12 protein-coding genes are annotated in these 13,214 nt (G+C 43.7%); 3 read left to right on the top strand and 9 right to left on the bottom strand.

The genetic code is table 11. The annotated features are described in order from the left end of the window. The 5 genes from GSY63_RS12840 to GSY63_RS12820 form a co-directional block, all read right to left on the bottom strand. Positions 1 to 2,842: beta strand repeat-containing protein (locus GSY63_RS12840; protein WP_166586201.1), on the bottom strand; the 2,842-nt coding region annotated here is incomplete at its 3' end. Positions 2,843 to 2,983: 141 nt separating this feature from the next. After that, entirely contained in the window at positions 2,984 to 3,505 is a 522-nt protein-coding gene (locus GSY63_RS12835; protein WP_166586200.1) for a phage tail protein, read from the bottom strand. A 24-nt stretch (positions 3,506 to 3,529) separates the two neighbouring features. Continuing rightward, positions 3,530 to 4,033 carry a phage tail protein gene (locus tag GSY63_RS12830; RefSeq protein WP_166586199.1) on the bottom strand — a complete coding sequence of 168 codons (504 nt, stop codon included), beginning with the start codon at positions 4,031 to 4,033 and terminating at the stop codon, positions 3,530 to 3,532. A 30-nt stretch (positions 4,034 to 4,063) separates the two neighbouring features. Next, a complete protein-coding gene (locus GSY63_RS12825; RefSeq protein WP_166586198.1) occupies positions 4,064 to 4,588 on the bottom strand; it encodes a phage tail protein in 525 nt (174 codons plus the stop codon). A 30-nt stretch (positions 4,589 to 4,618) separates the two neighbouring features. Continuing rightward, the gene (locus GSY63_RS12820) at positions 4,619 to 5,578 is read right to left on the bottom strand and encodes a methionyl-tRNA formyltransferase (RefSeq protein WP_166586197.1); all 960 of its coding nucleotides are present in this window, start codon (positions 5,576 to 5,578) and stop codon (positions 4,619 to 4,621) included. Between the two features lie 157 nt (positions 5,579 to 5,735). Here GSY63_RS12820 and GSY63_RS12815 point away from each other — a divergent pair, with 157 nt between their 5' ends. Both GSY63_RS12815 and GSY63_RS12810 read left to right on the top strand, forming a co-directional pair. Then, a complete protein-coding gene (locus tag GSY63_RS12815; protein ID WP_166586196.1) occupies positions 5,736 to 6,443 on the top strand; it encodes an aspartyl/asparaginyl beta-hydroxylase domain-containing protein in 708 nt (235 codons plus the stop codon). Further along, positions 6,433 to 7,407 carry a sulfotransferase family protein gene (locus tag GSY63_RS12810; protein ID WP_166586195.1) on the top strand — a complete coding sequence of 325 codons (975 nt, stop codon included), beginning with the start codon at positions 6,433 to 6,435 and terminating at the stop codon, positions 7,405 to 7,407. The genes GSY63_RS12815 and GSY63_RS12810 overlap by 11 nt, the downstream gene beginning before the upstream one ends. Here the strand turns inward: GSY63_RS12810 and cysC are convergent. Together cysC and GSY63_RS12800 are read right to left on the bottom strand one after the other, a co-directional pair. Further along, positions 7,352 to 7,909 (bottom strand): adenylyl-sulfate kinase, encoded by a 558-nt coding sequence (cysC, locus tag GSY63_RS12805; RefSeq protein WP_166586194.1) that lies wholly within the window; start codon positions 7,907 to 7,909, stop codon positions 7,352 to 7,354. The genes GSY63_RS12810 and cysC overlap by 56 nt on opposite strands. Before the next feature lie 41 nt (positions 7,910 to 7,950). Next, the gene (locus GSY63_RS12800) at positions 7,951 to 8,835 is read right to left on the bottom strand and encodes an N-acetylmuramoyl-L-alanine amidase (RefSeq protein WP_166586193.1); all 885 of its coding nucleotides are present in this window, start codon (positions 8,833 to 8,835) and stop codon (positions 7,951 to 7,953) included. A 291-nt stretch (positions 8,836 to 9,126) separates the two neighbouring features. Here GSY63_RS12800 and GSY63_RS12795 point away from each other — a divergent pair, with 291 nt between their 5' ends. Further along, positions 9,127 to 9,912 carry a hypothetical protein gene (locus GSY63_RS12795; RefSeq protein ID WP_166586192.1) on the top strand — a complete coding sequence of 262 codons (786 nt, stop codon included), beginning with the start codon at positions 9,127 to 9,129 and terminating at the stop codon, positions 9,910 to 9,912. Here the strand turns inward: GSY63_RS12795 and GSY63_RS12790 are convergent. After that, entirely contained in the window at positions 9,862 to 11,652 is a 1,791-nt protein-coding gene (locus tag GSY63_RS12790) for an ATP-binding protein (RefSeq protein ID WP_166586191.1), read from the bottom strand. The genes GSY63_RS12795 and GSY63_RS12790 overlap by 51 nt on opposite strands. A gap of 117 nt (positions 11,653 to 11,769) precedes the next feature. Continuing rightward, on the bottom strand, positions 11,770 to 13,119 hold the full coding sequence (locus GSY63_RS12785) for a BamA/TamA family outer membrane protein (protein ID WP_208094527.1): 1,350 nt from the start codon (positions 13,117 to 13,119) through the stop codon (positions 11,770 to 11,772). Positions 13,120 to 13,214: the final 95 nt, after the last annotated feature.

Below are 13,214 nucleotides of genomic sequence, written 5' to 3'. Positions count from 1 at the left end.
CTGAGGTTGCTGTTGTTGATAATGTTGGTAATGTATTCAAACTTATTGGAGTATCTCCATTCACAAAACCAGCGTAACTAGCTGTAAGCGCTGGCACAGCCGCCCCGTAAACTTTCGTTTGATTATCTGCGGTAATCATCAGTGAAGCAGGTGTTACCGTTAGGGCACCCGGCACATAACTGATTGTGTAATTGGCATTCACTGCACCGCTTGCCGTGATCGCGTAAGGACTACCTGCTACTGATGAGGCCGGGGTTGCTGTTGTTGATAAAATTGGCGATGTAGTCAAACTTAATGGAGTATCTCCATTTACGAAACCAGTGTAACTGGCTGTAAGGATCGGCACAGCTGCACCATAAACTTTTATTTTGTTATTTGCAGTAATCGTCAGTGAAGCAGGTGTTACCGTTAGGGTACCCGCCACATAAGTGATTGTGTAATTGGCATCCACAGCGCCACTTGCAGTAATCGCGTAAGGACTACCTGCTACTGATGAGGCCGGGGTTGCTGTTGTTGATAAAGTTGGTACTATGGTTAAACTTGCCGGGGTGTCACCATTTACAAAACCGGTATAACTGGCTACTAAAGTTGGCACAGCTGCGCCGTAAACTTTTGTTTGATTATTTGCCGCGATCGTTAGTGGTGCCGGGCTTACCATACTTGTTGGTATATTTACCGTTTGATTTACAGCGCCCGAACTCAAACCCACGCCGCCAGCATTATACGAACCCGCTGATGCAGTTGATTTTAGCCGAACATAAAGCGTAAGTGACACCGTGCCCGAACTACCTGCTGTAAAACCTGAAGAATAAGTTGTTCCATCGCTACTTACTTCAAAAGCTGGATTCGAAGGCGTAACGGTAATACCAGCGCTAAGCCCGGTACCCGTAACGCTAATGCTGCTCCCGCTTGATGCGGCACCATAAGTGGTAGTTAACACGGTAAAGCTACCTGTTGTAGTAATAGAAGCAGCTGCTGCACTTGTTGTAAAACTTGCATCAGCACCATAAGAGGTACCAACGCTGTTAGTGGCATAAGCCCTATAATGATAAGTGGTACTGGCAGCCAGACCGCTAACGCCAACACTTATGGCGCCGGTGCCCGTACCATTTGTTGCTTTCAAATCTGAAATTGTCGGATTGGCTGACGTACTATAAACAACACCCTTTTCGGTAACCGAAGCGCTGCCATCTGAAGAAACATTACCCGCTAAGGTGGCACCCGAACTGGTTATGCTTGAACTTGCTCCGGTAGTAACTGTGGGTGCGGTAACGTACGATATAGAAAATTGCGTGGCAGCAGCATTGTTGTTTCCGGCAGCATCCTGCGCAACAGCTGCAGGTATATTAACGGTTACTGCACCGCTCGCCGATGGGGTTACATTAAAAGCATAAGTAGTGCCACTCCCGCTAAATCCACTTGCCGTTCCGTTAGATATAACTAAATCTGCTGCTGTAAATCCGGTTACCGATTCGGAGAAAGTAGCAGTAAACGGAATTGGTGATATACTGGTTGTGCCACCTGAAGCCCCGGCACTGCTGGTGATTGTTAGCGTCGGGGATGTTTCATCAATTGTCCAGGTGTAGCTTGCTGGCAGTGACGTGTTACCCGCCATATCTACAGATCTGAGACTGAAGGTATGTGCGCCTGCAGCTAAACCGATAAAAGATATAGGAGACGTTGATGTGTTATAAGGACCTCCATCGAGGCTCGACTGATAAGAAGCGATGCCCGAAGCGTCGGTACCTGTAAACGTAAAGGTTGCACTGGATGAATTGGTAATGGATGGAGGATTACCGGTAATGGATATTGTTGGTAAGGTTTTATCAATAGTATAAACTTCTCCTGCTGTATATGGGATGTTAGAAATTGTCGGACTCACACCTATGCCTGTCACATTTAGTCTTAGAGTACCATCTCCTATGCCGGTATTAACGGTAACTGTGTAAGTTGTACCGCTGCCACTTACTGCTGAGATCGCTGCTGCTGTTAAAGTACCTGTGGTTGTCAGGCTGAAAGACGATGCGGTTACGCCGGTAACACTGCCGCTGAAAACCGCATTAAAACTCACATTGCCCGTGTTTGTTGGCGTGCCCTCAAGTCTGGTAACGCTGGAAACGGTTACCGCTGCAGCACTGGTTGTAAAACTTGCATCAGTTCCGTACGAGGTACCAACGCTGTTAATGGCGTAAGCTCTATAATGATAAGTGGTACCCGCAGCTAAACTGCTCACATTAACGCTTATTGCGCCCGTGCCAGTACCATTTGTTACTTTCGAATCTGATGTTGTTGGATTGGCCGAAGTACTATATACTATACCTTTTTCGGTAACCGAAGCACCACCATCTGAAGAAACATTACCAACTAATGTAGCCGTCGAGCTGGTTATACCAGAACTGGCCCCGGTTGTAACTGTAGGTGCAACTGTTGAACCGGACAACTGCCCCGAGGCGGAGGTCAGTATCAAAGTCCCACCGCCCCAAGGTCCTGCCTGCCAGTTACCAGAAGTTAGATCGGGCGGATATGGCGATCCACTACCAGACGCATACCACTCAACGTCCGGAGTAATCAATGTATAAGTTGGTGCTGGCCCAACGCCGCTCGCCCCGAAAATTATTTCCCAGCGGTTTAAAGACGTATTCCACCGGGTTTGGTAAATAGCATCATAGGCGCTTGCAGACATTGCAGGGTAAGTTGAATATATGTAGCGTCCGGTGCCATCCTGAACCGAAAGCCTCGTCATCACAATATTGGACTCAAATGCATCTGAAAATGTTATGCTTTGTGCATACGCATTTATAGTTCCGACTAAAACCAATAAAAAGAGTAAAATTTTTTTCATCTAAAATCTCGTTAAATCCAATAAACCTTTTCAGCTAACCGTGCAAGCGCTGCAAAATGAGGCCTATGCTGCCACATGAAACCCATTGTCGGGAAATGCGGATTGATATATCCCGACAATGGGTATTCAATTTCTAACTATTTAATTTCTTGCCGGATATTGCCCTTGCATAGCTATGATGTAATTAAGCGCCATATAGGGTTGCATATTAGATACAGGTATGCTACCACCTGCTACACCAACAGTAAGGGGATTCATTTGTACATTAGGCACAGCATTTGTGTAACCGCTATCTCCTCTGCCTTTACTAGCAAATAAATCATTCGTAGGGTCGGAAACTGTCCCCGTAGCACTCACAGCATTTACGGTATGCGTATGCCGAGGAAGATTTTCCTGTAATAATGTGGTGCTTTCAGAGCCAAAAACTTCGCCCAACACACGTTGGCTAAGGCCTAGCCCGGTGCCCACACCAACGGGTATAGAACCCTGTAAATTGGGAAGCGCGAAAGTGTTTTTGCCATCACCACCATAAACGGTGCCTAAAAGTGCGAATAAGGCACTATATTGACGTATTTGTATAAGCTGCCCCTGACAAAAGGCCCATCCAGCTGGTGGGTATGTGCCTGCAAAAAGCCGTATTTCGGCTAAAAATACATTGTCCATAATATTTATGATAATAGGTTTAAATTAATTTCTTGAAGGATATATACCGGTTGTGGCAATTACAAAATTGAGCGCCAAGTAAGGTTGCTGTGTTGACACAGGCTGCGAAGAACCAGCCATGCCTAACTCATTGGGAGCCATAACCGCATTAGGCTGGCCGGTAGAATAATCGTTATCTGCCGTGCCGCTAATAGCAAAATAGGCACCCGAGGGTGCAGCGGTATTGCCAGCCGCATTATTGGCCAGAAACATGTGATTGTGCATCGGTAACTGGTTTGCCGTTAACGTGGCGCTATTTGTGCCCGAGATTAAGCCTTGAGGATATTGAGTTGAAAACCCGAGAGGTATACGCCCCTGAAGATTTGGCAACCCAAAGGTTTGTATTCCGTTTCCGCCATATATAGTACCCAGTAGGGCAAATAGTGCCTGATTTTGCGCTATAGGTAAAAGTTGGCCGTTACACAAAGCCCAACCCTTGGGTGCAAAGTTTTGGCTAATTATTTTTATTTCGCCTAAATACCAATCCATTTTATTTTTTGATTAAGGTTTATAAGAGGTTTAATTTTGAGATGGCCAGATGCCATATAATGAAATAATAAAGTTCAACGCAAGCGATGGCTGAATGATATCGTAGGGTTGGCTACCCCCCGCAAAAGATACGGACTGGGTACCCATAGTTACATCAGGGGTAACGGTGCCGAGTGCGTAATCGTTATCGCCCGTACCTGTGTTGGCAAAAAGCGTATTTTGCGGGGTATTTGTATTTCCTTCTGTGTTTTGCACGTTAACGTTATGGGTATGCATTGGCATTTGCCCCTGTGTAAGCGTTACAGTTTCTGAGCCGCCGATCTGACCCAATACCACGGGGGCTAACCCTAGACCGGTGCCCATATGTACCGGCGCTCTGCCCTGCATATTGGGCAATGCAAAAGTTTGCTGGCCATCGCCGCCGTAGGTGGTTCCAATTAAGGTAAAAAGGGTTTGGAACGTACTAATGGACAAAAGTTGTCCCTGGCAAAACGCCCATTGCGCCGGCGGAAAATTGCCAGGCCAGATTCGGATTTCTCCAACATAAGGTTGCATAAAAAGAATGGTTTAAGTTTATAAATTCAATTAAATATGTTCTTGCTGATATTGAAAGATGCCGTTTTCAAGCCTATCACCCTTTTGCACCCCCATGGCAACAAGCTTAAAGCCGGTCACAAAACCTTCGCTAAGTTTTAAAACATTTACTCTTAAAATTCGCCGGTCCATGCATTGCACATATAACCCGCTACCATCTGCATGTATAATTGTACCACCTGCAACACCAGCTTCGCCCGTAGCCTCAACCGGAGATACTTCCAGTATTTTTACCAGTTGTTGCCTAAAAGTTGTTACTGCTCCACCTCCCCCTGGGTTACATGCGTTTACAAGCGCCTCTATTTGCGCGGCAGTATGTAAATCCCAGTCAATGGCCAAATCGTTAGCTGTGGGTCTTGGGTAATAGCTTGCTATAATTGTGTTAACAGGCAACTCTGCAATGCCTTTATCTTTTTTCAGCTGATCTATCAGCTGAACGATCATATTAACAGCCAGCACACCGTACCGACCATCTGCTACGCCCCAGGTTTCGCCGGGTATAAATGGCAATTGCTGCTGCATTACTACAGCACCTGTATCAAACCCAGCATCGACCCTATGGATACTTACGCCACCGGCAGTTTCGCCATTCTTCATTTGCCAAAACAGCGGGTCGGGCCCCTGATAGGCAGGTAATAAACTAAAATGTACGTTGTAAAAACCTAGTGGAGGAAACTCGTAAAGAGCAGCAGGAATTCGATAAGAGAACCCGAACATAATCACTGCATCGGGCCTGTAGTCGGTAAATAATTGCTTAACGGCTGTAAGTAACCCCGCTCTGTTGATCTTTAAAAATAAAATATTCTTGCTATTGCAAAAATCTTCAATGCCGGTGTGGTGGTCCCGAAGTTTATCTGTGGAAACAACAGCTTGCAAGCTCCCTTGCGCGTTGAGATAATCCACTACGGGTAAACAAGAAACATGGTTAGAAAGTATGACTACTTTTAACATGATGCGATAAGTTAGGTTGGCTAAAATTACTTTTTTTTAAATGTGATATGCAAATATTATTTCAACTAATTGCAACGAAAAACAAACTAATGGTTAAATGTCCTATATTCATATGATATTTAACCTTGTCACTTTATTCATTTTTAATAGCTAATTAATGATAGCTTACTCCAAAGCAAACCTAACCGTTCCCATAAATTCTATCAGAGCAGATCTTGAGCGAATTGATCAAAAATGGCATGCTCATTTTAACAACTTGCATTACCAGGGCAACTGGACGGTATTGCCCCTACGCACACCCGGCGGCACAGATAGCATAATACCTGAGCTCATGAACGCAGATACCTTTGAAGATCATCCAAACATGGAGTTATTTCCGTCTGTTAAAAAATTGCTCGGGCAGTTTAAGTGTGATATTATGTCGGTAAGGCTATTAAACCTTTGTGCTGGTTCGGTTATAAAAGAGCACCGTGATATAGAGTTAGCCTTCGAAAATGGCGAAGCACGTTTACACGTGCCCATCATTACCAATCCGGATGTAGCGTTTTACGTAAACAGTGAGCGGGTGATTATGAACGAAGGCGAATGCTGGTATATAAATGCCAACCTGCCGCACCGGGTTACCAACAATGGTACTACAGACCGCATACACCTGGTTATTGATTGCAAGGTTAACTCGTGGCTAAAAGACTTGATCTTAAACGCCGATATTATCGCCTTCGCTCCCGAGGAAGGACATTCGCCCGAGGTATTATTACAAATGATAGTATCATTAAGAAGCCAAAACACACCGACAGCCAATGCAATGGCCGATGATTTTCAAAAACAATACAACACCTTATCTACCATTAATAATGAACAATAACTCAGATATAACCAACTGGTTACCTTATAACTTAAACGCTACAGACGGCTATAGCTGTAAATGGGTTTACACTGACAAGATTGAATACACGGAGCCATTTTTTTCTGAAACAATAGGAAGGTGCTTCTCGCATACTTTCAATTCGAGTAAGTTTAAATCATATAGCGATATTAATGTTTTGCCAGAGTGGGTCTCCAGCTTAAATTGTGTAGCACCAACTGCTTTTATTTTCCATGTTTCCAGATGTGGCTCCACCTTAATATCGCAGTTATTAGGGTTAAGCAACCGGCACATTGTATTGGCCGAAGTTACGTTTATAGACGAAATGCTCAGGCTTACCAAAACCAATACGCTTATCCCAGAATTCGACACCGAACAATTATTACAAGCAGCCATAGCCATTTACGGACAAAACCGCAGCGGCTTAAAAGAGCGTCTTTTTATCAAGGCTGATAGCTGGCATATCCATTTTATGCCTTTGCTTCGCAAACTATATCCGCAAGTGCCTTTCATACTACTTTATCGCCGCCCTGACGAGGTTATCCGTTCGCATCAAAAACTACGGGGTATGCAGGCTGTTCCGGGAGTTGTGCCCAATGAGTTTCTGGGAATCGATCCAAATTCTACCTCAGCTACAGATTTAGACGGGCACATGGCCAAGGTTTTAGAGAGCTACTTTTCGGCATTTATCCGCGAATCGCAGCGCGACCCGCGCACTTTACTCCTTAACTACAATGAAGGCATTATGAGTATTATGCAAAGCTTCTGCAACTTCACAGGCGTTACTTTGCACGTTAATGATTGGGAAGAGATTATCAAACGCAGCCAATACAACGCCAAATACCCGGAGCAGATTTTTACAGAGGTACAACCCATCGAGGCCGCACCCTCCTATCAGCAACAAGCCTTTACTCTTTATAATCAGCTTGAGGAATTACGGATGGCTCAAGCGTTGCCAAAATAAAGTTCAACATCCGCTCACATGCCTCCTCTGGCGTTAGCAGATGCGTACAAATATGCAGGTCGGGATTTTCGGGTGCTTCATAAATGTCGTTAACCCCCGTTAGATTATTCAATTTTTTGGGGTGATTGTTTAGTAATAGCGCACGTTTGTAAAGGCCTTTGGTGTCGCGCGCAATTAAGGTTTGCATAGCGCAATCTACCCATATAGTTTTGGCACCGTACATTTCTCCCAACTCCCTCCTGCTCTGTTCAAAAGGGTTAATGGCGGCTATAATGGCAATGGTACCTTGCTGCGCGTGCCGGTGAGCTTCGGCGCCCAGCCTCCTGATGTTCTCGATACGATCTGCCTGCGAAAAGCCCAGATCTTTACACAAGCTTTGCCGATAGGTATCCCCATCTATGACAATACAGTTTAGATTTAGTTTGGCCAGGCGCGCTCTCACCAAATTTGATAGCGTAGTTTTACCGGCACCAGATAATCCGGTGGTTTGTAATAAAAGCATTAGGTTATAATTTACAGCAATATCTGCAAAAATATTTAATCCTACTGCCCGGCTTTTAAAGTTAACAATGAGCTAAAGATCCAACCTATCGTTTTAACACTTTTTGAATCAACTAAAACTTCTGATTGCGTATTTGTAAGGTACACCCTGCTCCATTGGCCTTTGGTTTCTATCAGGCCTACCTCATAACCTTTGCTCAATTTTTTCTTAACAGACGCGCTTGTTGAAGCTTCGCTGCGGAAGTTTGTTCCCTCCGTATTTATAACAAAAATCTTCCCGGTATTATCGGCATGGCCAAACACGCGGTTTTTAAATGTGGCCCAGGGAAAAGCGGGGCCGGGGTCGGCTTTACGGGCTGGTGATATGTCGTCGTGACCAATAGCTTGTACCAGCGCATACTCATCAAATATCACCTTCCCCAATTCATACAGAGCCTTTAGTTGCGGGTCGGGAAATTTGGACCAATAATGGCTATTGGGCCAAAACTTATGTTTATGATCAATTTTCATAAACTTATCGCTGCTACTGGCCGGATAGGTTTTGGTACCGCCATCGGTACTGCGGCTAAAAGTGCCGTCGGCATGTTTGGTAACGAAGCCGGGATTAACCAGCTCTATGCCAATAGCGTGGTAATTCATGCTATCAACGCCATCCCATGTACTGGTGCCCGCATGGTTAGCTCTACAATTAAAGGGGATAAGCTGGGTAATAGTACCATCTACATTAAGCACAATATGCGCTGCGATATGATCGGGGTTGTTTTTAGTATCCATAAACCAATTGATTGCCGACGATGCATCGTCGGTTGCCGTATAATGGATAATCAGGTAATCCGGGTCTATTGGGTCGCGTGCATTTCCGGATTTGGAGATCTTAATTTTTTCGTCAGCTGTTTCCGCAACCAACCAGTGATCAACTATTTTCATAATCGACAGAATTTAGGTGTAACGTTTTGGTTTCAAGTTTATTAAAGTTACAGAAAACAAAATCCATAATACTAGTCATATCAGAATAAATAAAAAGCCGAACCATCAAACACATTTGGCATCCCAAATCATAAACAACCATTTAAAACCTACCAAATTCAGCATTCTGCCCCTTAAATCCTTCTGCTTCCGCTTTGCTACCTTATTTCCTTTTATTGGAGGTGTATATCTCAATACAATGCAACAACGGAGTTCATCCGATACCTTAGATACAACCAATAAATCAACCTCATGAACACAAACCAAATCTACTGGCAGCCCATCATCAACAAACTGGGTAAATATCTATTTGCTATTCCCTGGCTTATATTTGGAATTCAACATTATTTATACGCCACCTTTGTAACCAGCCTGGTGCCTGTTTACATGCCTTTGAAACTGTTCTGGGTATACTTTACCGGCACTGCCATGATGGCTGCAGCCGTTAGTTTCATCATCGATGTTAAAACTAAGCTCACGGCCTGGTTGTTGGCTGCCATGCTATGTCTGTTTATCCTGATGCTGCACATACCGGCCTTAACTACTAAATCGCCGACCATGATTGGCGGGGTAAGGGCATTGCAAGATTTGGCTCTGATGGGTATCGCTTTAATACTGACCGGACATTTAACGGCTGTTTCTGTTGGGCGTATATTTTTTGCACTTGGTATTTTGGCAATGGGCTGCCTGCATTTTATGCATGTAGATTTTATTACCGGCAAAGTCCCACCTTACCTGCCTGCCGTTAATTTGCTCGATTATATTGTTGGATTTATAATGGTGCTCACCAGTTTTTGCATTATAGCAGGCTGGCAACTAGTACGAATCAGTTCTTCTTTGGGTGCTATTCTATTAAGCTTAACGCTGCTGTATTATATTCCGGTACTGGCCGAAAATATTTACAACGGCACCTTGTGGACCGGCTTTATGTTAAATATCGGACTTACCGGTGGCGCTTTTCTAATGTCGTTGGAAAGGGAATTTGATCTAAAGGGCCGACTTTATCCGGGGGTTAACCGGCACGCCGTATCGTTTTAATTTCTCGTAGATAACCCCGGTTTCGTAGGGTTTAGTGAGGCAATCTTGCATCCCTGCCGCAATTACTTCGGGAAAAATATCTACAGAAGCCGACGCTGTTACAGCGAGTATTGGAATATTTGCTTTAATAGGGTCGGTAAGTGCCCGAACATTTACCGCAGCCTGGTAGCCATCCATTATGGGCATTTGCAGGTCCATTAAAATGAGGTCGATATTTTGATCTTTAAGTTTTGCCAGTGCTTCTTCCCCGTTAACAGCTAAAACGGTTTTGATGCCCCAGTTGTGCAGCATTTTTTCGAGCAGCATGGCATTAATGCGGTTGTCTTCGGCAATTAATATATTTAATTCTGGCAACTTAAATGTACTACCAAATAACTTTGGCATTTTCAGTTTAGGGTCGGCTAGCGGTAAGTGTAATTCAAAAGAAAACTCCGAACCTTTACCTATCTGGCTCTTTACCTTAATAGAGCTGTTGAAAAGTCTCAACAGCCGCTTAACAATAGGAAGTCCCAGGCCGGTGCCGCCGAAATGCCGGGTGGTATCTTTAGCGGCCTGCGCAAATGGCTCAAAAATAGCCTGAAACTTGTCGGCGGGTATACCAATACCGGTGTCTGTTACTTTAAACTGCACCTTTATTCTTTCTGCGTCTTTTGCCAAAAGATAAACATCAACCTCTACCTTGCCCTTATGTGTAAACTTAATAGCATTTCCAACCAGGTTATAAATAATTTGAGTTAAGCGGGTTGGGTCAGAAATTACCCACTTCGCCTTTAAATCTTCTTCAATGTTTAGAATCAGTTTCAGGTTCTTCTCGTCAGCTTTTAATCTTAAACTCGAAAATATCTTCCGCAACAATTCAGAAAGATCTATCGGGATGTTTTCCAATTCTATCTTATCGTTTTCGCTTTTATGATAATCCAAAATATCATTCACCATAGATAGCAAGCTAACGGTCGAAAACTCGAGGATTTCGAGATTTTCCGTCTGCTCTTTCGAAGCGTTTTCCTTTAACAAATTAGAAATACCTATAATGGCGTTTAAAGGTGTGCGCAACTCATGCGACATGGACGAAAGGAACAGGGAGCGCGAGTCGGCCAGTGCTTTTACCTCGGCTATTTTAGTTTGTAATTCTCTGTTGAGGGCGTCTTTATCGGCCGCATTGCGATGGTAGGATTTGTAGAACAAGTATTGAATTAACCCTAAGCCAATAAAATTAAGAAAAATACCTATTTCGTAACCCGGCGACGCTAACCGCTGAGGGGCGAACTGGAAAAGATTATTGAACTGAAGTTTAATAAGCAAAAATATCAACACCGGTAAAATTGCTAACCCGGTGTAGATTATTGCCATACGACCATTCATGAGGTAAAACGCGCACAACATGGTCATAATAGCTGTTTGTACCGTAATAACGTTAACGTTTTGAATAAAAACAAGCAGGTTTGACCAAACAACAAACAATGCTGTAATGAGTACGATATGTGATATTATCTTAATTTGCTGTGGCTTATACAACAGGTATTTTAATACCGAAAAGAATGTCACAAAAATTAAAACTGCCCTGCTTGCCTGTAAGTATTGATGGTTGATAAGTGCTACCGGTATAATAACCAATATCTTAATCAGAGTTAAAATCAGCATTAGGAATGCGATTTTGATTTTGGCTTTTACAAAGTTATCGGGCTCGGCCGCGAGTACTTTTTTAAGGGAAAAATTTAGTATCGGAAATTGGAGCGACATTGTTATAGTCTAAGCGTAATACAATATCGTAAAAAAGTATTTAAATAATTGATAGTCTTTCGCTAAGAAATATTTATGGAGCGCTTTTTTTTATGAAATCGGCAAATTGTTACTGTTTTAGAAGGCCTCATTTAAGCCCAGAAAGAATCCCTTATTACCAAATTTGCCAAAAGCATAATCCAGGCACAAGTTGGTACGGGTAGCCTTGTTAAATAATACCCTTAGCCCGCCACCGCCACCGGGTTGAAATACCTGAAATAATTTGGTTCCCTGCTCGTCATTTGCTGTTTGCAAACTGCCGAATGCCACACCACTTAAAAACTTGTTGCGCGTTATCGGGAAACGGTATTCAACCTCGGTATCGTTAAATTGGGTACCTTTAAAATATTGGGTGGTATAGCCCCTGCCACTTCGAAAGGCGCCATCGCGGCCGGTACCCGGCAATTCGAGATAAGGTACATTACCACTGATGAGGTATGACCCCCAATTCCAGAAAGCTATTACGTGCTCTGGGTGGCTATCTGATAAGCTGATGTATTTCCTGAAATCGGTAGTAAATTGTACTGAACTCTTGGTGCTACCAATCCAGGTTTGATTAACCCGGAAGCCCACGTCGGCATAAATACCTTTGTAAGCACGGTTTTGGTTATCGCGCGAAGTGTATTCTGCGTTAAACAAAAATCCATTGGCCGAGTAATGATCAGTAGGGAAACCGTGCTCGGCATTATAAACATTAGAAGGTGTTAAAGCCGAGGTATCCTTATAATCCATATTTCGGCGGATATCAAATGATACCCCTGCCCCCAGGAACAGGTTTTTATCAATCTGTTTATAAACCTTCTCTCTGATGTTGTAAAACTGCGAATGGATTACGTAAACTTTTCGGCTTGGATCTGCAAGCGCCTTTTGTGCAGGGTCACCACTGTCTATCTGCCTGCCAATGCCTATCCCGAAGTCGGGCGTTACGGTTTTTGCGGCCACAATATTTCCCTGGAAATTCCATTTATTGCCAGGCGTAAACACGTTATGGTTAACATAAAAATAAAGGATCCCCTTTGTTGTGATAGATGCCGACGTTGCCGCAACCGACAACAGTGTGTTTGGATCACTCCCTAATTTTCGGCCCGCAACGGCTTTGATGCCTATTTGTGCACCGATAGTTGGGTTAGCCGCAATGTTAGGTATAATGGTAATGCCCGATTTCTTTTTTAGCGTATCAGCCTTCTTTTTAGGATGGAATATATTGCGCACCAAGTCGTTAAAATCGTATTGTTTATTAATATTCTCTACGGGGGCTGGCTTAGTCTTCCGCAACGAATCTTCTTTAAGCGAATCTACAGGGGCACTAACCTGCCCAAAAGCCAAACTGCTTACCCCAGAAAATAACGCTATCAATAGCACCTTTACTAAAGTAGCACCAACTCTCTTGCGCCCTGGGTTGTAAGTGAATAAGTATATAGATGTCAAATTATTAAAATATCGGTTGTAATACATGCGTGTACTTTTAACCGCCAGACAGGGTAAATGTTTTTATATCCAGCCTCCTCCCTTTTAAATCAGCG

This window comes from Mucilaginibacter agri (assembly GCF_009928685.1).
GTDB classification, from domain to species: Bacteria; Bacteroidota; Bacteroidia; order Sphingobacteriales; family Sphingobacteriaceae; genus Mucilaginibacter; species Mucilaginibacter agri.
Note: the sequence above shows the minus strand (reverse complement) of the source record. Positions and strands in the feature narration are given on the sequence as shown.